This is a genomic window from Nonomuraea sediminis, assembly GCF_018531495.1.
In the GTDB taxonomy this organism is placed as follows: Bacteria; Actinomycetota; Actinomycetes; order Streptosporangiales; family Streptosporangiaceae; genus Nonomuraea; species Nonomuraea sediminis.
In genome coordinates, this window is record NZ_JAHDTI010000009.1 from 261,559 (window position 1) to 281,553 (window position 19,995).

18 protein-coding genes are annotated in these 19,995 nt (G+C 70.4%); 6 read left to right on the forward strand and 12 right to left on the reverse strand.

The window, feature by feature from the left end:
- Positions 1–4: 4 nt before the first annotated feature.
- The 4 genes from KIK09_RS32860 to KIK09_RS60195 all read right to left on the reverse strand — a co-directional run bounded on the left by KIK09_RS32860 (position 5) and on the right by KIK09_RS60195 (position 3,299).
- The gene (locus KIK09_RS32860; protein WP_250574130.1) at positions 5–1,504 is read right to left on the reverse strand and encodes a helicase HerA-like domain-containing protein; all 1,500 of its coding nucleotides are present in this window, start codon (positions 1,502–1,504) and stop codon (positions 5–7) included.
- Positions 1,491–2,267: a polysaccharide deacetylase family protein gene (locus tag KIK09_RS32865; RefSeq protein WP_214323293.1), complete on the reverse strand. Its 777-nt coding sequence runs from the start codon at positions 2,265–2,267 to the stop codon at positions 1,491–1,493. Before KIK09_RS32865 ends, KIK09_RS32860 begins: the two co-directional genes overlap by 14 nt.
- Positions 2,268–2,297: 30 nt before the next feature.
- Positions 2,298–2,603, reverse strand: coding sequence for a hypothetical protein (locus KIK09_RS32870; RefSeq protein WP_214323294.1), 306 nt, complete (start codon positions 2,601–2,603; stop codon positions 2,298–2,300).
- A 120-nt stretch (positions 2,604–2,723) separates the two neighbouring features.
- On the reverse strand, positions 2,724–3,299 hold the full coding sequence (locus KIK09_RS60195) for a helix-turn-helix domain-containing protein (RefSeq protein ID WP_214323295.1): 576 nt from the start codon (positions 3,297–3,299) through the stop codon (positions 2,724–2,726).
- A gap of 51 nt (positions 3,300–3,350) precedes the next feature.
- Here KIK09_RS60195 and KIK09_RS32880 point away from each other — a divergent pair, with 51 nt between their 5' ends.
- On the forward strand, positions 3,351–4,187 hold the full coding sequence (locus KIK09_RS32880; protein ID WP_214323296.1) for an EamA family transporter: 837 nt from the start codon (positions 3,351–3,353) through the stop codon (positions 4,185–4,187).
- 73 nt (positions 4,188–4,260) lie between these two features.
- Positions 4,261–5,175 carry an anti-sigma factor RsbA family regulatory protein gene (locus tag KIK09_RS32885; protein ID WP_214323297.1) on the forward strand — a complete coding sequence of 305 codons (915 nt, stop codon included), beginning with the start codon at positions 4,261–4,263 and terminating at the stop codon, positions 5,173–5,175.
- Here KIK09_RS32885 and KIK09_RS32890 read toward each other — a convergent pair.
- Positions 5,149–5,736, reverse strand: a complete 588-nt coding sequence (locus KIK09_RS32890) for a sigma-70 family RNA polymerase sigma factor (RefSeq protein WP_214323298.1) — start codon at positions 5,734–5,736, stop codon at positions 5,149–5,151. The two genes, KIK09_RS32885 and KIK09_RS32890, sit on opposite strands and share 27 nt — an antisense overlap.
- A 246-nt stretch (positions 5,737–5,982) precedes the next feature.
- Here KIK09_RS32890 and KIK09_RS32895 point away from each other — a divergent pair, with 246 nt between their 5' ends.
- Complete coding sequence (locus KIK09_RS32895) at positions 5,983–7,056, forward strand: PLP-dependent cysteine synthase family protein (protein ID WP_214323299.1); 1,074 nt, start codon at positions 5,983–5,985, stop codon at positions 7,054–7,056.
- 293 nt (positions 7,057–7,349) lie between these two features.
- Here KIK09_RS32895 and KIK09_RS32900 read toward each other — a convergent pair whose 3' ends face one another.
- Positions 7,350–8,306 carry an ABC transporter substrate-binding protein gene (locus KIK09_RS32900; protein ID WP_214323300.1) on the reverse strand — a complete coding sequence of 319 codons (957 nt, stop codon included), beginning with the start codon at positions 8,304–8,306 and terminating at the stop codon, positions 7,350–7,352.
- 97 nt (positions 8,307–8,403) lie between these two features.
- Here KIK09_RS32900 and KIK09_RS32905 point away from each other — a divergent pair, with 97 nt between their 5' ends.
- The 3 genes from KIK09_RS32905 to KIK09_RS32915 are packed head-to-tail and all read left to right on the forward strand — an operon-like array spanning position 8,404 to position 11,254.
- Positions 8,404–9,432 carry a FecCD family ABC transporter permease gene (locus KIK09_RS32905; RefSeq protein ID WP_214323301.1) on the forward strand — a complete coding sequence of 343 codons (1,029 nt, stop codon included), beginning with the start codon at positions 8,404–8,406 and terminating at the stop codon, positions 9,430–9,432.
- The gene (locus KIK09_RS32910) at positions 9,429–10,469 is read left to right on the forward strand and encodes a FecCD family ABC transporter permease (protein ID WP_308164421.1); all 1,041 of its coding nucleotides are present in this window, start codon (positions 9,429–9,431) and stop codon (positions 10,467–10,469) included. Before KIK09_RS32905 ends, KIK09_RS32910 begins: the two co-directional genes overlap by 4 nt.
- Complete coding sequence (locus tag KIK09_RS32915; RefSeq protein WP_214323302.1) at positions 10,466–11,254, forward strand: ABC transporter ATP-binding protein; 789 nt, start codon at positions 10,466–10,468, stop codon at positions 11,252–11,254. The genes KIK09_RS32910 and KIK09_RS32915 overlap by 4 nt, the downstream gene beginning before the upstream one ends.
- Here KIK09_RS32915 and KIK09_RS59495 read toward each other — a convergent pair.
- The 6 genes from KIK09_RS59495 to KIK09_RS32945 all read right to left on the reverse strand — a co-directional run bounded on the left by KIK09_RS59495 (position 11,251) and on the right by KIK09_RS32945 (position 19,946).
- Positions 11,251–12,906 carry a tetratricopeptide repeat protein gene (locus tag KIK09_RS59495; RefSeq protein WP_214323303.1) on the reverse strand — a complete coding sequence of 552 codons (1,656 nt, stop codon included), beginning with the start codon at positions 12,904–12,906 and terminating at the stop codon, positions 11,251–11,253. The genes KIK09_RS32915 and KIK09_RS59495 overlap by 4 nt on opposite strands.
- A 315-nt stretch (positions 12,907–13,221) precedes the next feature.
- Complete coding sequence (gene ftsY / locus KIK09_RS32925) at positions 13,222–14,385, reverse strand: signal recognition particle-docking protein FtsY (protein ID WP_214323304.1); 1,164 nt, start codon at positions 14,383–14,385, stop codon at positions 13,222–13,224.
- Positions 14,386–14,456: 71 nt separating this feature from the next.
- Entirely contained in the window at positions 14,457–18,134 is a 3,678-nt protein-coding gene (smc, locus tag KIK09_RS32930; protein ID WP_214323305.1) for a chromosome segregation protein SMC, read from the reverse strand.
- Positions 18,135–18,338: 204 nt separating this feature from the next.
- Positions 18,339–18,533, reverse strand: a complete 195-nt coding sequence (locus tag KIK09_RS32935; protein ID WP_049556952.1) for a hypothetical protein — start codon at positions 18,531–18,533, stop codon at positions 18,339–18,341.
- Between the two features lie 189 nt (positions 18,534–18,722).
- The gene (locus KIK09_RS32940) at positions 18,723–19,010 is read right to left on the reverse strand and encodes an acylphosphatase (protein ID WP_214323306.1); all 288 of its coding nucleotides are present in this window, start codon (positions 19,008–19,010) and stop codon (positions 18,723–18,725) included.
- Positions 19,011–19,037: 27 nt separating this feature from the next.
- On the reverse strand, positions 19,038–19,946 hold the full coding sequence (locus tag KIK09_RS32945) for a LysR family transcriptional regulator (RefSeq protein ID WP_214323307.1): 909 nt from the start codon (positions 19,944–19,946) through the stop codon (positions 19,038–19,040).
- Between the last annotated feature and the right edge of the window lie 49 nt (positions 19,947–19,995).

The following is a 19,995-nucleotide window of genomic DNA, read 5'->3' on the forward strand; positions in this document are numbered from 1 at the left end:
ACAGTTACCGCCGCCGCCGTGCTGTACCGAAGATCGACCTGCTGATCTCGCGCCCGAGCGAGCTGGCCGCCGACCGGGCGAAGGACTTGAAGACGGACGAACCCAGCACGGACTCGAGCACCGACGGCTCTTCACGCTGGGGAGGAGCCTGAGGTTCAACCTCAGAAGCGGGAGGCGCGAGGCGGGCGGCCAGGATCTCATAGGCCGACTGCCGGTCGATGGGCTGGGCGTACTTGGGCCGCAACGGCGACCCCGCGATCACCGACTGCACGAACGCCGCATCGGAGGGGCCCATCCGCGTCTGCGGAGCCCGGATCCGCGTCCAGGCCACCGGCGTGGGGATCCCCTCCTCCCCGAGCACGGTCACGACCGCCTCGCCGATGCCGAGCTGGGTCAGCACCTCCTCCAGGTCGTAGGAGGAGTTGGGGAACGTCGAGACCGTGGCGCGCAGCGCCTTGGCGTCCTGCGGCGTGAAGGCCCGTAGCGCGTGCTGTACCCGGGCGCCGAGCTGCGCCAGCACGTCGGCGGGCACGTCCTTGGGCGTCTGGGTGACGAAGAACACGCCGACCCCTTTGGACCTGATCAGCCGCACGGTCTGCGTGATCGAGCGCAGGAACTCCTTGGAGGCGTCGGTGAACAGCAGGTGCGCCTCGTCGAAGAAGAACACCAGCTTGGGCTTGTCGGCATCCCCCACCTCGGGCAGGTCGTGGAACAGGTCGGCCAGCAGCCACATCAGGAACGTGGAGAACAGGGTCGGCCGATCCTGTACGGCAGGCAGCTCCAGAACCGACACGACACCCCGCCCGTCGGGAGCCACCCGCATCAGGTCGGCCGTGTCGAACTCGGGCTCGCCGAAGAACTGGTCGGCCCCTTCGGCGGACAGATTCGTCAGGGACCGCAGGATCACCCCGGCGGTCTGCTTGGACAACCCGCCGATGCCCTTGAGCACGTCGGGGTTGTCGATGAGGTACTGGATGACCGACTGCAGGTCCTTCATGTCGAGCAGCGGCAGCCCCTGCTGGTCGGCGAAGTGGAAGATCAGCCCGAGCGAGGACTCCTGAGTCTCGTTCAGCCCCATCACCTTCGACAGCAACGTGGGTCCGAACGAGCTCATCGTGGCCCGCAGCGGGATCCCCTCGCCGATCCCGCCCAGCGCGTAGAACTCGGTGGGGCAGGCGAGCGGCTGCCAGTCCTGCCCGATCCCGGCGGTGCGCTTGAGCAGCTTGTCCGAGGACTCCCCCGCGGAGGCGACGCCGGACAGGTCGCCCTTGACGTCGGCCAGGAAGACCGGGACGCCCTGCGCCGACAGCTGCTCGGCCATCACCTGCAGCGTGACGGTCTTGCCAGAACCCGTGGCGCCGGCGACCAGGCCGTGCCGGTTGAGCATCCGCAGCGGCAGCCGGACCTGCGCCTCCGGCACGCCCTCGCCGTCGACGACCAGCGCGCCGAGATCCACGGTCGGGCCGTCGAAGGTGTAGCCCTTGATCACATCATCTTTCAGCATATTTCCTGCCCGGTACCAGTGGCTTGCCGTACAGATCGGAGACGGTCACGAACGTGTAGCCCTTGTGCTTGAGCTTGTCGATGACCCGAGGGACGGCCGCGACCGTGGTGCGGTGGATGTCGTGCATGAGGATGATCGAGCCTGGTCTGGCCGCACCGGCGCGCCTGGCCACGACGGCGGGCACGCGGTCGCGCCAGTCGAGCGTGTCGACGCTCCACAGGATCTGCGCCAGCCCTTCGCGCCGGGTCACGTCGGCGACCCGCCTGTCTGTCGCCCCGTACGGCGGGCGCATCAGCCGCATGCGAATCCCCGTGAGCCGGCGGACCAGCCGCTCGGTGCGTTCGAGCTGGTTTCTGATCCTTTCCCGGGGGAGCGTCGTCAGCGCCGCGTGGTTCCAGGTGTGGTTGCCGATCTCGTGGCCCTCGGTCACGATCCTGCGCAGGTTACGGCCCTTGTCGGCCGCCACGTTCTCGCCGAGCACGAAGAACGTGGCCCTGACGCCGCGCCGGCGCAGTATGTCGAGCAGGTGGCCGGTGTAGCGGCCGGGCCCGTCGTCGAAGGTGAGGGCGACGCACTTGGCGCGCCGGCAGTCGGGCTTGGACGGCTTGACGGGCCAGCCGGGCTGCATGGCGATCAGCCTTTTGGCGAGGACAGCGGGCTTGATGACGGCTGGGGGGCGCACGGGCGCGTCCGTCAGCGGATGGATCACCCCGCATCCCGCGACCGCCAGCAGCAACGCCGCCGACGCCCCCCACGCGCGCATGCTTCCCCCCGAAAGCACCTGCGGGGGTTGTTACGGATAATCCTGGGCCGGGTCCCCCCGCAACTCCTTGGCCAGGTCATCCCACCAGGGTGGAATATCCGCCTGTAGTTCCGTATACCGGCGCGCCACTCTTATGGCACATCCAACCGGATCCGTACCCAAATGCCGACGTTGCACCGTCCCTTCCTGCCAGCGGTAAAGGCCGTCCCTATAGCGCACGACCAGGCCGATCCACACCGACAGGGTCGCCTCGTCGCCCACGTCGTAGGCGGTAGTCACCCCGAGAGTCTGCAGTTCCGCACGGAGCTTCTCCGTCGCCGCGCCGGACTCGGTCACGGCTTTCCCCCTGCTGACGATTCGCCGCACATCAAGGGATGTACCCAGCATTGGCCACCAGGCGTCAAGGACATGGAGTAATCATGGAACTCCGTCAAGTAATCTGCCGCCGTTCCGCCGTTATTGGTCGGGAACCTCGCGCGGCTCCGCCACGACCATGATCAACCGCAGTTCCTCCGTGCCCTGATTCGCGTAGCGATGCGGGCGATCGGCGGTGAACAGGACGGCGTCGTCCGTCCGTACGACGTGGCTCTTGCCGTACACCGTCAGGGTCAGCTCCCCTCCGAGCACGGTCAGCATCTCGCGGGTGCCGGGCGGGTGCGCGTCGCCGTCGTGGTGCTCCCCCGGCGCCATGCGCCAGTCCCACAGCTCCAGGATCATCGGCGAGTCGGCGCCGACGAGCAGCCGGGCCTGCACCGCGCCCTGGTCGAAGGTGACCACGTCGGCCTTGTCGATGATGCGGACCACGGGCACCTCGGAGACCTCGACGAGCCGCGCCACGGTGACGCCGAGCGCGGAGGCGATCCGGGTGAGCGTCGACACGCTGGGGTTGGTCCTGCCCTGCTCGACCTGGACGAGCATGCCCCTGCTCACGCCCGATCTGGCGGCCAGCGCGTCCAGCGTGAGCCCCCGATGGGAGCGCTGGGCACGCACGTTGTTCGCGATGGCCTGCGTGATGGTCTCTGGATCCTCCACAAAGGACACTATATTGTCCTAGTAGTGTATTTGACTGAACTGAGGTGAAATGTGACCGCGGTGATCCTGGCGACCGCCTGCGCGGTGGTGTACGGCACGGCCGACTTCTTCGGCGGGCTGGCCACCAAGCGATCCCGCGTGCTCTCGGTCGTGGCGTTGTCCCAGTCGGCGGGGCTGGTCCTGATCCTGGCGCTGCTGCCGATCCTGCCCGGCCACTTCGACCAGCGGGCGCTGCTGTGGGGGCTGGCCTCGGGCGTCGCGGGCGCGGCCGGGCTGGTGCTGTTCTACCGGGCGCTGGCCAGGGGCGTGATGTCTGTGGTCGCGCCCACCACGGCGGTGACCTCGGCCGCGCTGCCGGTCCTGTTCGGCCTGGCGACCGGGGAACGTCCGAGGCCCGCGGCCCTGGCGGGGATCGCGTTCGCGCTGGTCGCGGTGCTGCTGGTCAGCCAGGACCGCGGCGGCGAGCGCAAGAGCTCGCTGTCGTCGGTGCTCATCGCGCTGGCGGCGGGGGCGGGCTTCGGCGGCTTCTTCATCCTGCTCGCCCTGGCGCCCCACGACACGGGCATGTGGCCGCTGGTCGGGGCCAGAATGTCCTCGCTGGCCATGGTGGCGCTGCTCGCCGTGGTGACAAGGCGCACGCTCAAGCCGTCGGGCGGCTCGCTGCGCATCATCCTGGCGGCCGGGGTGCTCGACATGGCCGCCAACGTGCTCTACCTGCTGGCCAAGCAGCACGGGATGCTCAGCCTGGTCGCGGTGCTGGTCTCCCTGTATCCGGCCAGCACGCTGCTGCTGGCCCGGCAGGTGCTCGGCGAGCGGCTGCGCGCCATCCAGGTCGCGGGGGTCGCCTGCGCGCTGGGAGCGGTAGCTCTCATCGCCTCCGTTGCGTAGTTTGACAGACGCTTGCTACGGTTCGGCCGTGCACCCGGAGCGGGCACGTTCACCTGCGGAGTCGTTGAAGCACATGACGGTGCCTTACGGCTCCGATGAGGCATTTCTCCGGCTCCTCGTCCCGCACGTCCGCACCGCCCTGGCCAACGGCACGCGGGTGCTGGCGATCACCGACCGGGCCAAGCTGGAGCTGCTGTCGGACGCGCTGGGCCGCGACGCCGCCCTGGTCGACCGGCGCGAGTCGGCCTCCTGGTACGCCCACCCGCCCAGGGCGCTGGCCGCCGGCCACGAGTACCTGCGCGGGAGCCGTACGCTCATGATCGGCGAACCCGTCTGGGCGGGCAGGAGCGAGCGCGAGGTCCGCGAGTGGATCCGCTACGAGTCCGTGGTCAACGCCGCGTTCGGCAACGCGCCGGCGACCGTGCTGTGCCTGTACGACGTGCGGGTGGTGCCGCCGGCCGTACTCCGGTACGGCCCGCTGACCCACCCCTTCGAGCTGGGCGAGGACGGCGAGAACCCGAGCGGGGGCTTCGTGCCGCCGCACGAGCTGGTGCTCAACGGCGACAGGGCGCCGCTGCCTGGGCCGAGCGGCGCGATCCGCTCCGCGGACTTCACCGCCCGCGAGCTCAAGCGGCTGCGCCAGACCGTCGGCGACTACGCCAGGGCGGCGGGCATGGACCGCAACCTGATCGCCTCGCTGGTGCTGAGCGTGTCGGAGATCGCGGCCAACAGCGTCGAGCACGGCGCGGGCCACGGCTCGATCACGATGTGGGTCAACGGCAGGGAGCTGGTCTGCGAGATAGCCGAGCCCGGCGGCGGGCTGGACGACCCGCTACCGGGCTACATACCACCAGAGCCCGAATCCCCTCGGGGATACGGGCTCTGGATAAGTCGTCAGCTGTGCGATCTGGTGGAACTGCGCACCGAGAACGGGATGCTCAGGGTGCGCCTGCACATGGGCCTAGGCGGCGACACGCTGGGCGGGTAGCCGGATGGCGCCCTCTTCGCGGGCGTATCCCTCCAGCATGCCGCGCAGCTGGCGGCGGCCTCGGTGCAGACGGGACATGACCGTGCCGATCGGCGTGCCCATCCTCTCCGCGATCTCCTTGTAGGCGAAGCCCTCGACGTCGGCCAGGTAGACGGCGACGCGGAAGTCCTCGGGCAGGGACCGCAACGCGTTCATCACGACGCTGTCCGGGAGCCGGTCGAGCGCCTCGGCCTCGGCGGACTTCAACCCGGTCGAGGTGTGCGACTCGGCGGCGTGCAGCTGCCAGTCCTCGATGTCCTCCGCGGCGGAGAGCTTCGGCGAGCGCTGCTTCTTCCGGTAGTCGTTGATGAAGTTGTTGGTGAGGATGCGGTGCAGCCAGGCCTTGAGGTTGGTGCCCTCGCGGAACTGGTGGTAGGACGTGTACGCCTTGGCGACCGTCTCCTGTACCAGGTCCTCGGCGTCGGCGGTGTTACGGGTCAGGCGCATCGCGGAGGCGAACAGCTGCGAGGTCACGGGCACGACGTCGCGCTCGAACCAGTCCTGACGCTGCTCTTCGGTCATAGTGATCAATTCATTCCCCCTTGCGCTATCTCCCCGTTTTCGGCACAAGCCGCCGACAGCTTCGCCATCTTCGCAAACCACGCGTAAGGGCTGCGTTAACGGTTCCACCTGGTCAGAGAGGTAAACGTCCATATGCTCGCGGCGTGCGAGTTCACGTCCACGGCCGGACAAGTCTCATTATCGTAACACTCTTCACCCAATTCCGCGGAAAAAGTGGCCAGAGTCACATGCGATAGGTTAGGGGCCATGGAGTTCGCCGACCGTCACGACGTGGTCACACGCCGGTGGGTATCGGAGGCCATCCGCCTGGTGGAGGCCGACGCCAACCGAAGCTGTGATACGCACCTGCACGTCTTTCCGCTTCCCTCCCGCTGGGGAATAAACCTCTACTTGAAAGACGAGTCGGTGCACCCCACTGGTTCACTGAAGCACCGGTTGGCCAGGTCGCTTTTCCTCTACGGGCTGGCCAACGGGTGGATCGGACCCACCACCACGATCGTCGAGGCGTCCAGCGGCTCCACCGCCGTCAGCGAGGCGTACTTCGCCCGCCTGCTCGGCCTGCCGTTCATCGCCGTGATGCCGGCGAGCACCTCGCAGGAGAAGATCCACCTGATCGAGTTCTACGGGGGCAAGTGCCACCTGGTCGACGACCCGGCCTCGATCTATGACGAATCTCACCGGCTGGCCGCCGAAACCGGCGGCCACTTCATGGACCAGTTCACCTACGCGGAGCGGGCCACCGACTGGCGTGGGAACAACAACATCGCCGAGTCGATCTATTCCCAGATGGCCATGGAGCCGCACCCCGAGCCCGCCTGGATCGTGGTCGGCGCGGGTACCGGCGGCACGTCCGCCACAATCGGCCGCTACATCCGCTATCGCTGCTACTCCACCCGCCTGGCGGTCGTCGACCCCGAGGGTTCGGCCTTCTACCCCGCGTGGGTCTCGGAGGACCTGTCGATGAAGGGCAGGGGTTCGCGCATCGAGGGCATCGGCCGGCCGCGCGTCGAGCCGTCCTTCCAGCCCAGCGTGATCGACCGCATGATCCAGGTGCCCGACGACCGCTCGATCGCGGCCATGCACTGGGTGCGCGAGGTCACCGGCCGCGACGTCGGCGGCTCCACCGGCACCAACGTCGCGGCGTGCGTCGAGATCATCCGCGAGATGCGCGCCGCGGGCGAGCACGGCAGCGTCGTCACCCTGATCTGCGACTCCGGCACCCGCTACAAGGACACCTACGCCAGCACCGACTGGATCACGGCCCAGGGCATGAACATCGCCCCCCACCTCGCCGCCTTCCGCGATTTCCTCGCAAGCTGATTCCTGTACGGCGAGCGATTCCTGTACGGCGAGCCGCCACCACCGGCCGCCCGCCGCACTCCGGCTGAGGACCCGCGCCCGGCGCCTCCGGCGAGTCGGCGCCACTTTCTCGCCGTCACGGCGCATCGTTTCGCGGGCACCACGGTCCCCCTGATCCGCCGTACAGGGCGCCGACTTCGCCGACCCACATCTCACCGACCCGGCGCCTGAAAACCCCGGGCGCCGGGGTCGGCGAGGAGGCGTGCGGCGGCCGTCCGGCGCCTCGTACGGCGGACCGGAGGACCGTGGTGAATTCAGGAACGCGCCGCGTCGACGGAGAAGAACTTGGCGACGTCGTCGAGGATGGCGTGGGCGCCCTGGAGGCCGACGGCGCTCATCCAGGTGAGGTCGCTGACCTCGTGCTGCGTCCCCTTCAGCTTGGCCCACAGCGGGTTGGTGACGAACTTCTTCTTCGGCCCCTCGGTCGAGGCGTCCGGGAAGGTGGAGACGAAGATGTGGTCGGCGTCGAGCTGGGCGATGTTCTCCGCGCTGACGTCAACGGCGATCTTGGCGGGGTCCTTGGGCTGTGACGCGGGCCGGGTGAAGCCGATGTCCTTCATCACGATGCCGGAGTAGGAGTTCTCCACGTACAGCCGGGTCGTGGGCTCGCCGGCGAAGCGGACGATCGAGATTGCGGGCAGCTTGCCGTCCTTGGCCTGGATCTCCTGCCCGATCTTGTGCGCCCGGTCCTCGTACTCCTTGATACGGGTCTCGGCCAGTTGTTCCTTGCCGAGCGCCTGGCCGACCAGGCGGACGTTGTCCTTCCAGATGGCGCCGGTGGTCTCGCTGAAGACGGTCGGGGCGATCTTGGACAGCTTGTCGTAGAGGGCCTCGTGGCGGACCTTGGCCGACAGGATCAGGTCGGGCTTGAGCGCCATGATCTTCTCGAGGCTGGGCTGCTCCAGCGTGCCGACCGCGGTGGCCTCCTTGCCGTACTGCTGGGCGAGCGGGCCGAGATAGTCGGGGAGCTTGGACTCGATCGAGCGGTAGGTCGTGTAGCCGACCACCGGCGTCTCCAGCGTGAGCGTGGCGTCGACGAAGCTCTGGTCGAGCGCGACGACCCGCTTGGGCTGTGCGGGAATCCTGGTCTCGCCCATCGCGTGCTTCACGGTCCTGAACGGCTTGTCCGCGGACGTGCTTGGCGACGTGCTGCCGCAGGCTGCGAGCCCGGCGATCACGACCGCGCCGACCAGGACGCGCAACGCTCTCATGGAGATCCCCTTCAAAGCTTAGGCAAACCTAATTTAGGTTAGGACTGCCTAACCTGGCATACTTCACCAGGATCAGGCAAATGCTGAGGAGGAACGGGTGACCGCGACCGCTGTGCGCCTTCACGGCATCCGCCGCGGTCGGCTGCTCGTGCTGGTCGCCCTGCTCGGCGCGGTGGTGCTGGCGGTGATCCTGAGCATCACGATCGGCTCGAAGTCCGTGCCGCTGGCCGACGCCTGGCACGCGCTGGCGAGCCCCGACGGCAGCGAGAACGACATCGTCATCCGGTCGCTGCGCCTGCCGCGCACCGCGCTCGGCATCATGGCCGGGATCGCGCTGGGCGTCGCGGGCGCGCTCATGCAGGGCCACACCCGCAACCCGCTGGCCGACCCCGGGCTGCTCGGCGTCACCCAGGGAGCCGCGTTCGCCATGGTGGCCTCGATCATCCTGCTCGGCACCTCCAGCCTGCTGGGCTACATCTGGTTCGGCCTGGCGGGCGCGCTGATCGCCAGCGTCGGGGTGTTCGCGCTCGGCATGGTCGGCGGCAGGGGCGGCCCGACGCCGGTCACGCTGGCGCTGGCCGGCACCGCCGTCAGCGCCTTCCTCTACGCGCTGACCTCGGCCGTCGTGCTGCTGGACGAGCAGGCCATGGACGTGTTCAGGTTCTGGCAGGCCGGCTCGATCGCGGGCCGCGGCTCCGAGGTGGCCTGGCAGGTGCTGCCGTTCATCCTGGTGGGGCTGGTGCTGGCGATGGTCAACGCGCCCGGGCTGAACGCGCTGGCGCTCGGCGAGGACGTCGCCCGCAGCCTCGGCCAGAACATCGCGCTCACCCGCGGCGTCGGCGTGGCCGCCGTGACGCTGCTGTCGGGCGCGGCGGTCGCGGCCTGCGGCTCGCTGGCCTTCGTCGGGCTGATCGTGCCGCACCTGGCGCGACCGCTGTCGGGCACCGACCATCGCTGGCTGCTGCCCTACTCCGGCCTGATCGGCGCCGCGCTGCTGCTGTTCGCCGACGTGATCGGCCGCGTCGTGGCCCCGCCGGGAGAACTGGAGGTCGGCGTGGTGCTCGCGCTGATCGGCGCGCCGTTCTTCATCTTCCTGGTCCGCCGCAGGAAGCCGGTGCGCCTGTGACGTATCCGCTGCGGATCGCGGGCCTTTCCTGGCAGGTACGGCTGCGCGGCGTCGTGATCGTGGTCGCCGGGCTGGCCGTGCTGGCGCTGCTGATGGCGCTGAACATGCGCATCGGCGATCTCCCCATGTCACTGGGAACAGTCCTGCGCGCCACGGTCGACGCGTCCATGCCGGAACATTTCGTGATCATGGAGCTGCGGCTCCCCCGCGCGCTCACCGGGGCCCTGGTCGGGGCCGCGCTCGCGCTGTCGGGCGCGATCATCCAGTCCATCGCGCGCAACCCGCTGGCCAGCCCCGAGATCCTCGGCGTCACCACCGGCGCCTCCGTCACGGTCGTGGCGGGCGTGGTGCTCACCGGCACCACGGCCGGCGGCGTCAGCGGCCTGCTGTCCACACTCGGCATCCCGGCCCTCGCGCTGCTCGGCGGCCTGCTCGGCGCCCTGGTCGTGTACGCGCTGGCCTGGCGGCGCGGGCTGGACGGCTACCGGCTCGTCCTGGTGGGCATCGGCGTGGCCGCGGTGTTCACCAACGTCAAGTACTGGCTGCTGACCGTGGGTGACGTCAACGACACCGGCCGGGCCATGGTCTGGATCAGCGGCTCGCTCAACGGTCGCGGCTGGGAGCACGTCGTGCCGGTGGCGCTCGCGCTGGCCGTGCTCGTCCCGCTCACGCTGCTGGGCACCCGGTCGCTGGACGCGCTGCGCTTCGGCGACGACACCGTGACCGCGCTCGGCGTGCGGATGAACCCGGCCAGGGCGCTGATGATCCTGGCCGCCGTGCTGCTCGCCGCGGTGGCGACGGCCTCCGCCGGGCCGATCGCGTTCGTGGCGCTCGCCTCGCCGCAGATCGCGCTCCGGCTGGCGCGCTGCGCGCGGCCGCCGCTGCTGTGCTCGGCCGTGGTCGGCGCCGTCCTGGCCGGGGGTGCCGACCTGATCGCGCGGACCGCGTTCTCGCCGCTGGAGCTCCCTGTCGGCGTCGTGACGGCGGTGCTGGGCGCGCCGTACCTGATCCACCTCATCTGGAGGGCCCGCAAATGAGGTTGCACGCCAAATCGGTGACGCTCGGGTACGGCGAGCGGGTCGTCGTCGACGGCCTCGACCTCGGTGTCGAGGCGGGCACCGTGACCACGATCATCGGCCCGAACGGCTGCGGCAAGTCCACGCTGCTGCGCGCCCTGGGCAGGCTGCTCAAGCCGCAGGGCGGCGAAGTGCTGCTCGACGGCAGGCTCATCTCCGCCATCCCGACCAAGGAGGTGGCCAGGATCCTCACGGTGCTCCCCCAGGCGCCCACCGCGCCCGAGGGCCTGACCGTGGCCGACCTGGTGGCCAGGGGCCGGCACCCGCACCAGACGTGGTACCGCCAGTGGTCCTCCGACGACGAGGCCGCCGTGGGACAGGCGCTGGAGCTGACCGGCCTGGCCGACCTGGCCGAGCGGCCGCTGGACGAGCTCTCGGGCGGGCAGCGCCAGCGGGCCTGGATCTCCATGGCCCTGGCCCAGGGCACCGACCTGCTGCTGCTCGACGAGCCGACCACGTTCCTGGACCTGGCCCACCAGGTGGAGGTGCTCGAGCTGGTGCGTCACCTGCACCGGGCGGCCGGACGGACGATCGTCATGGTCCTGCACGACCTGAACCTGGCCGCCCGCTACACCGACCGGCTGGTCGCCATGCGCGACGGCAAGGTGGTCGCGGTGGGCACGCCGCACGAGGTGCTGACCGAGGACCTGCTGCGCGAGGTCTTCGAGCTCGACGCCAAGGTCATCGAGGACCCCGTGGCCGGCACGCCGCTGGTCGTCCCCATCGGCCCGCACCACCGCCCCTAGCCGAGCGCGCGCCCGATCTCCTCGTCGCCGGGGTCCAGCTCGGCCGCCCTGAGCAGGTCCTGCCGCGCCTCCTCGGCACGGCCGGCCGCCCGCAGCACCAGAGCCCGGTTGAACAGCAGCGCGGCGGTCTCCTCCAGCTTGATCGCCGCGCCGAGATCCGCCAGCGCCCCCGCGTGGTCACCCTCGTGGAACGACAGCTCCGCCCGCCCCGCCCAGGCGGGCGCCAGCTCGTGATCCGCCGCCAGCGCCGCGTCGTAGGCCGCCCTGGCCTCGCGCGTCCTGCCGGCGGCCGCCTCGACCTGCCCGCGCACGCACAGCAGGTACGGGTTGCCGGGATCCAGTGCCAGCCCGCGCGCCACGTCGTCGGCGGCCTTGCCGTACTCGCCGGCGGCGGCGTGCAGCCCTGACCTGTTGACGTAGGCGGGCGCGAACGCGGGATCCAGCTCCACCGCGTGGTCCAGGTCGGCCAGCGCGCCGTCCAGGTCGCCGCGGGCGTAGCGCACCTCGGCCCGGTTGTAGTGCGCCTCGGGGAAGGGCGGGCTGAGCCTGATCACCTGCTCGAAGTCGGCCAGCGCCTCCTCCATGCGGCCCAGCTTGTGCAGCAGATTGCCACGTTCCAGGTAGTAGTCCGGGTAGCCGGGGTCGGCCTCGATCGCGGTGGCGTAGTCGGCCAGCGCCTCGCGGACGCGGCCCGCCATGGCCATCAGCTGGGCCCGGTTGGCGTACAGCACCAGGCGGTGGATCGGGTGCACGCCGCCCAGGTCCTGCTCGGCCAGCGCGATGGCCTCCTCCACCAGCGTCAGCGCCTCGGCGAACCGTCCCCTGCGGACCTCGACCAGGGCCTTGCCGTTCAGGTCGAAGCCCAGGTGGAAGGCGCGCTCGGCAGGGTCGGGCAGCAGCGAGGTGATGGTGACGGCCTCGTTGATCCAGGCCAGTGCCTGCTCGGGGTCGCGCCTGGCCCGGTCGTGGTGGCGCACCAGCAGCATGGCCGTGCCGTAGGCGATCGTGGCGCGGTGCTTGGGGTCGATGCTCAGCCGCCGGGACCTGTCGTAGAGCTCGCGGGCCTCGTCCTCGCGGTCGACGGCCTCGAGCGCGCCGGCGACCCGCTGCACGAGGACCTGCCAGGCCTCGGGGTCGGCGCCGTACTCCATGCCGCGCAGCGCCGCCAGGCCCGACTCGGCCATCGCGTGGTGGAAGCCCTCGTCGCGATAGCGGTCGAAGTCGTTCACCAGCGGCCGGTCACCGGGCGCCGACGGCCCGCGCACGATCTCGAGCAGCTCGCCGGGCACGCGTCGCCGGAGAACCCGGACCAGCTCGGCATCGGTGGGGTCGGCCTCGTCCAGGTTGACCACGGTCAGCCTGGCAGGTCCCGCCCCGCGCAGGTGGTCGCGGACGAACTCGGCGAGCCCGTTGGCCACACGCAGCGTCCGGCGGGCGCCAGGGATGAGGATGCGCTGCGGCCTGGGCAGCGAGGCCGCCAGGGATCGCCTGGTCAGCGGCACGCCCAGGTGGGGCGCCGCCACGTTGATCTCGATGTCGTGCGCCGCCACCAGCTCCTGGGGCGCGTCGGGGACGAGCGTCTCCAGGAGGGCCGCGGCGAGCGTGTAAGGGCCGCGCAGGCGGCGATCGGCGTCGAGAAAGATCGCGTTCACAAGGTCCTTCTTCCGTGGCTCCCGCGGTCGGCGCCCCCGCTCAGAACGCCGACCAGCTGAGGCCTACTGGGCGTGCCTAGGCGATGCCGCGCCCGCGGGCCTCACGGTTCCGGACTTGTGGACGACGACCTTCTTCATTCGCACCCTTCCGTGTTCGCGCAGAAAGGGACCGCCGCATGAGGGTCTTGCTCGGAGCGGTCCCGACGACCGACTCATGTGAACACGAGTCAAAGTCTTCGATCAAGACTTGGCCCGGTAAGGGATATTTCCACATACATACGGACACACGCCGCAGAGGTCGCGGAGGGTCCGGAATCAGTCGCCGAGGATGGCGTCGACGAAGACCTCGGGGTCGAACGGCGCCAGGTCGTCGGGGCCCTCACCCAGGCCGACCAGCTTCACCGGCACGCCCAGCTCACGCTGCACCGAGATGACGATGCCGCCCTTGGCCGTGCCGTCGAGTTTGGTCAGCGCGATGCCTGTGATGTTCACCACCTCGGCGAACACCTGGGCCTGGCGCATGCCGTTCTGACCCGTGGTGGCGTCGAGCACGAGCAGCACCTCGTCGACCGTGGCCTTCTTCTCGATGACGCGCTTGACCTTGCCCAGCTCGTCCATCAGGCCGGTCTTGGTGTGCAGGCGGCCCGCGGTGTCGACGATGACGACGTCGACCTTCTCCTCGATGCCCCTGGCCGTGGCGTCGAAGGCCACCGAGGCGGGATCGCCGCCCTCGGGACCGCGCACGACGTCGGCGCCGACCCGCTCGCCCCAGGTCTGCAGCTGGTCGGCCGCCGCGGCGCGGAAGGTGTCGGCCGCGCCGAGCACGACCGTCTTGCCGTCGCCGACCAGCGAGCGGGCCAGCTTGCCCGTGGTGGTGGTCTTGCCGGTGCCGTTCACGCCGACGACGAGCACGACGGCGGGCCGCTCACCGTGCTTCTTGACGTGCAGCGTGCGGTCGAGCTCGGGGTCGATCTGCGCGAGCAGCTGCTCGCGCAGCAGGCCGCGCACCTCCTGCGGGGTGCGGCTGCCGAGCACCTTGACCTTGGTCTTCAGGTCGTCGACCATCACCCGCGTGGGCGCCACGCCGACGTCCGCGGTGATCAGGCTCTCCTCGATCTCGTCCCACACCTCGTCGTCGAGACGGTCGCGGGACAGCAGCTCGAGCAGGCCGCGGCCGAGCGCGCTCTGCGAACGGGCCAGCCGGGACCGCAGCCGGACCATGCGGCCCGCCGAGGGCGGCGGCACCTCGACCTCGGGCGCCTTGACCATGGGTTCGGCCGGTTTGACCGCCGTGGCGGTCGCGGCGCCCTCGCCCTCCTCCTCGGCGCCCGCCGCGGCGGCCGGCCGCTCCTCGGGCAGCTCGGGGGCCTTCGGCGGCGGCGAGACCTTGCGGCCGGGCCTGAACAGGTAGAACAGACCACCCGCCGCCGCGAGGGCGACGAGCACGACGATCACGATGATGCCCAGATAGTCAGTCACAAGGATTCCCTGTCGGCGGTGGCTGGCTCACCATGTCAGTTTCCCAGATGGCGGCCTCTGCTCCATCCTGCCTAAACCCGCTCGCGCAGGCGCTGGCTCACCACCTGGGTGACACCGTCTCCCCGCATGGACACGCCGTAGAGGGCGTCGGCGATCTCCATCGTGCGCTTGTTGTGGGTGATGACGATGAGCTGTGAGCTCTGTCTCAACTCCTCGAACAGCGTCAGCAGGCGCTGGGTGTTGGTGTCGTCGAGGGCGGCCTCGACCTCGTCCATCACGTAGAAGGGCGAGGGCCGCGCCTTGAAGATGGAGATCAGGAACGCCACCGCCGTCAGCGACCGCTCGCCGCCCGACAGCAGCGAGAGCCGCTTGACCTTCTTGCCCGGCGGGCGCGCCTCCACCTCGATGCCGGTGGTCAGCATGTCTTCCGGCTGGGTGAGCACCAGCCTGCCGTCGCCGCCGGGGAAGACCCTGGTGAAGATCTGCTCGAACTCGCGCGCCACGTCCTCGTAGGCGGAGGCGAACATCTGCTCCACCCGGTCGTCGACCTCCTTGACCACGGTCATCAGGTCGCGCCTGGTCTTCTTCAGGTCCTCCAGCTGGCTGTTGAGGAAGGCGTGCCGCTCCTCCAGCGCCGCGAACTCCTCCAGGGCCAGCGGGTTGACCTTGCCGAGCTGGTTCATCTGCCGCTCGGCGGCCCTGGCCCGCTTCTCCTGCTCCTCCCTGACGTACGGCACGGCCGGCTCACCCGCCACGGGCACGTCGGGACCGTACTCGGACACCAGCGCCTCGGCCTCGACGCCGAACTCGTCCATGGCCCGCTGCTCGAGCTGCTCCAGTCGCATGCGCTGCTCGGTGCGCGCCACCTCGCTGCCGTGCACCCGGTTGACCAGCTTGTCCAGCTCCTGGCTCAGCTCGCGCACGTGCACGCGGACCTGCTTGAGCTCGGCGTCGACCGCCACCCTGGCCAGGTCGGCCTCGTCGCGCTCGCTGGCCGCCAGCTTGATCGACTCGGCCAGCCTGGCCAGGACCTGCTTGGCGCCCTTGGCGACCGCTTCCGACAGTGCGGCCTGCTGCCTGCGCCTGGCCCGCTGAGCGGCCGCCTGGGCGCGCTCCTGGCGCTCCCGCTCGGCGGCTCTCATCAGGCCGTCGGCGCGGCCCTCGATGCCCTTGGCCCGTTCCTCCGCCGTGCGGACCGCCAGGCGGGTCTCCATCTCGCGCTGGCGCTGCGTCTCGGCCTGCGTCGCCAGTTCGTCGCGGGTATCGGTGGTGGGCTCCGCCTCAAGCTCGCCCGCGTATTCAGCCTCGGCCAGCCGGATCTCCAGCTCGGCCAGCTCCGCCAGGCCCTCCTCACGGGCCTCCTCGGCCGACTGGACGCTCCTGGCCAGGCGTTCCGCCTCGGCCTTGGCGGCGCCCGCGGCGGCCTCGAGCTGGGCCAGGCGCTTGGCGGCGGCGGCGTTGCGCTGGTCGGCCTCGCGCTGCTTCGCCCTGACCTGGTCAAGGACGCCCTGGGCGGCGCTGACGCCCTGCTGCGCGGTGTTGACGGCCGTCTGCACCTCGCTGACGTGCGCCTGGGCCGCCTCCACCGCCGCCTGGGCTTCCAGCTCCGCCTGTACGGCCTGCTCCAGGCTCTCGGTGGTCTCGGCCACCCGCTCCTCGGCAGCCTCGAGATCGGCGACCGCCTCGTCCAGGGCCGCCCTGACCTGGAGGACGGAGGTGCCGCCGGTGGCGCCTCCGCTGGCCAGGTGGGTCCCGACGATGTCCCCGTCCCTGGTGACGGCCCGGAGGTCGGCGTGCTCCTCCACGACGCCTCTCGCGGCCTCGAGGGTGTCCACGACGACGACGTCGCCCAGCACGCGGTCGAGGGCGGACCGCAGGTGGTCGGGCACGGTGACCAGATCGGTCGCCCACTCGGCCCGGGCGGGCACCTTACGGTCGCGCCGGCCGGCGCCCTCTGCCCTGTCACCGGCGATCAGCAGCGTCGCCTGCCCCGCCTCCTCGGCGCGCAGCAGCTCCAGGGCCTCGACGGCGCTGTCAACCGACTTGACGGCGACAGCGTCCGCCACGGGACCGAGCACGGCGGCGATGGCCAGCTCGGCGCCCGGCGACACCTGCAGTGAGGCCGCGAGCGGCCCGAGAATCCCGGCCGGCCCGGCGGCCTGCAGGGCGGCGGCTCCGTCGCCCTTGGACAGGCCGAGTTCCAGGGCGTCACAGCGGGCCTGGAGTGCGGCCACGGCGCGCTGCGCCTCCTGGTCGGCGGCGCGAGCCGTACCGACGGAGGATTTCGCCCCCTGGAAGGCCGCGCGGGGAGCGTCCAGGGCGGACTTGGCGTCCTCGACCGCGGCGCGGGCCTCGTCGGCGACGGCGCGTGCCTCCTCCACGGCCGCCTGGGCGGTCGCCAGCTCCTCGGCGAGGGCGGGATCGACGGCCGGCTCCTCGCGCTCCTGGGTCTCCAGGTCCTCGCGGGCCTGCCGTTCGCGCTGCTCGGCGTCCTGCATGGCCTGGGTGAGGCGGCCGATCTCCTCCTCGGCCGCGCGGGACCTGCTGCGTACGGAGTCGACCTGGCCGCGCAGCTTGGCCAGCCCCTCGCGGCGGTCGGCGGCGGCACGCGCGGCCAGCGCCAGGCGCTGCTCCTCGGCGCTCAGCTCGGCCTCGGCCTCGGCGCGCCGCTGCACGGCCTCCTCGAGCAGTTCCTCGGCCCGCTCAAGCTCGGCGCGCAGGACGGCCTCCTGCTCGCGGACCCCCTCGGCCTCGCGCTCCAGCTCCTCCGGGTCGCGCCCGCGCCGCTCGATGGCGGCCGCGTCGAGCGCGTGCCGGTGCCGCTCGACGGCCAGCTGCTCCAGGCCGGTGATGCGCTCGCGCAGCGACGACAGCCGGAAGAAGGTCTCCTGTGCGGCGCTCAGCCTCGGCTGCGCCTCGCCCTCGGCCTGCTCGAGCACCGCCTCGCGCTGCTGGCCCTCGGCCAGCTCGGTCTCGACCTGGGTACGGCGGGCCAGCACGGCGGCCTCGTCGGCGGCCTCCCGCTCCAGCGTGGCCCGCAGGATGCACACGTCGTCGGCCAGCAGGCGCAGCCGCGCGTCGCGCAGGTCGGCCTGGATGACGGCGGCCTTGCGGGCGATCTCCGCCTGGCGGCCCAGCGGCTTGAGCTGGCGGCGCAGCTCGGTGGCCAGGTCCTGGACGCGGGTCAGGTTGGCCTGCATGGCGTCCAGCTTCCGCAGCGCCTTCTCCTTGCGCTTGCGGTGCTTGAGCACGCCGGCGGCCTCCTCGATGAAGGCGCGGCGATCCTCGGGGCCCGCGTGGAGCACGGCGTCGAGCTGGCCCTGGCCGACGATGACGTGCATCTCGCGGCCGATGCCCGAGTCGGACAGCAGCTCCTGGATGTCGAGCAGGCGGCAGGTGTCGCCGTTGATGGCGTACTCGCTCTGGCCGCTCCTGAACATCAGGCGGCTGATCGTGACCTCGGTGTAGTCGATCGGCAGCGCGCCGTCGGAGTTGTCGATGGTCAGCGTCACCTCGGCGCGGCCGAGCGGCGGCCTGCTCGAGGTGCCGGCGAAGATGACGTCCTCCATCTTGCCGCCGCGCAGCGACTTGGCGCTGTGCTCGCCCATGACCCAGGCCAGGGCGTCGACGACGTTGGACTTGCCCGAGCCGTTGGGGCCGACGACACAGGTGATGCCCGGCTCGAACCGCAGGGCGGTGGCGGAGGCGAAGGACTTGAAGCCGCGCAGGGTGAGGGTCTTCAAATACAAGCGCGGACCCCCTTCTCCCTGAAATCAGCTTCGGGAAAGCCTACTGGTCCTCACTGCCCCGTGTGCGGCGCGACAGTCGATGCGCAGGCAAATGACAGGTCGGGGGTCCGAGAGTCTGCCCAGATCACCTCATATCGCGATATGTCTGGACAAATGACAAGGGACGTCTCGCTGAGACGTCCCTGGATGGTGCGCTCCGATCACTCAGGTGAGTGCCGGCTCGCGCTCCTGCATGCGGCTGATTGCCTCATCGCGGGTCTGCGCTGCAAGAGCGTCATTCTGGGCCTGGAGTCGGATAAGTTCTGCCTCCAGGTCGCGAATACGCTGCTGCAGACGGCGCATCTCCGAGACCATTCGAGGGTCAGGACCGCCGACGTGGCCGAGTAGAGCCTTCGCCATGGTAAAGGGTCCTCCACGCTGAGTGACCAGACTGGTTCGCGCACTTCTGTTCCGCGGGAGGGGTGCGCGTGGTACCTAACAAGAGTCGCACCGGCAGTGAGGGCGGTCAAGTCGAACGCACCGCATAGACCTACTGGTGGGCACTCCCGACATACAAATATACCCTATTTGGGGGGTTTAGCGGAAGTCTCATCTCTCTACAAAACCGATCAAACTACCTCGGGGTTCACTCCAACGTTCCACTACTCCATCGACTCGGCCGGGCGTGTCGCAACCCCTGAGCTGCTCGAGGAGCTTGACGCAGGCCTCCCGGGTCCCCTCGGCCACGATCTCGACCCGGCCGTCGGCGGTGTTGCGCGCATAGCCGCTCAGACCGAGCTCGAGCGCCCGCGCACGGGTCCACCAGCGGAAGCCGACCCCCTGCACGCGACCCCTCACCCAGGCCGTCAATCTTGCTTTTTCCGCGTTCTCCAGCATTTCATTTCCCGTTACCGTGCGTAATATTTACGCGGCCAGATGGGGGCCCGCGACCTGCACCGAGTGGCGTTCCGCCGCATCGTTGAAGGCTCGGATGGCGACCGTTTCCGAAGATTTAAGCCAAGCCAGACCGAGCACCGAGTCGGGAAGTCCGGTGACCGGCACGAAGGTCACGTCGGGACGGGCGTGGTGGACGGCCGTGGGCGTGCAGATCAGCATCGCGCCCCGGTTGAGCGCGACCTGGGTCAGGCCCTCCTGGCTGGTGGCCACCGTACCCGCCAGAGCGATCGGCAGGCCGGACGGGGTGGTGGCGGGGGCGATGTGTTCGCGCCAGCGACGGGGGGCGGGCTCGTCCAGCCCGATCAGCGCCAGCGAGGCCAGCTCCTCGGCGTCGATGACGCGCCGGGCGGCCAGCGGGTGCCGCGCCGAGAGGCCCAGCCGCATCGGCTCGCGGTTCAGCCCCGCACCGGTCACCAGGTCGGACTCCTCCACGGGCAGCAGCGTGAACACCACGTCCACCTGGCGTGCCCGCAGTTTGCTGAAGGGATCCGACAGCGGGATCTCCACCAGCTCCACCGCGCTGCCCGGATACAGTTCCTCGAAGCGCCGCACGCTGCCCGTGACCAGGTCCGTCGGCGTGGCCAGGAACCCGACCCGCAGCAGGCCCGTCACCTCGCGGGCGGCCGACTTCGCCCTGACCACGGCCTGGGCCAGGCCGTCGTAGGCGGGCCGCAGGTCGGCCAGGAAGCTCTCGCCGAGCTTGGTCAGCCGCACCCGCCTGCTGGTCCGCTCCAGCAGGCGCCCGCCTATCCTGGCCTCGAGCGCGGCGATGAGCTGGCTGACCCGCCCCGGCGACAGGTAGAGCCGCTCGGCCGCCCGCGCGAAGTGCAATTCCTCGCTGAGTACCACGAAGCACTCCAGCTCCCTGAACTCCATGCCCGCCTCCGCGCCGATCGCTTAGCCCACCTAAACCAAGCCTTCGGAT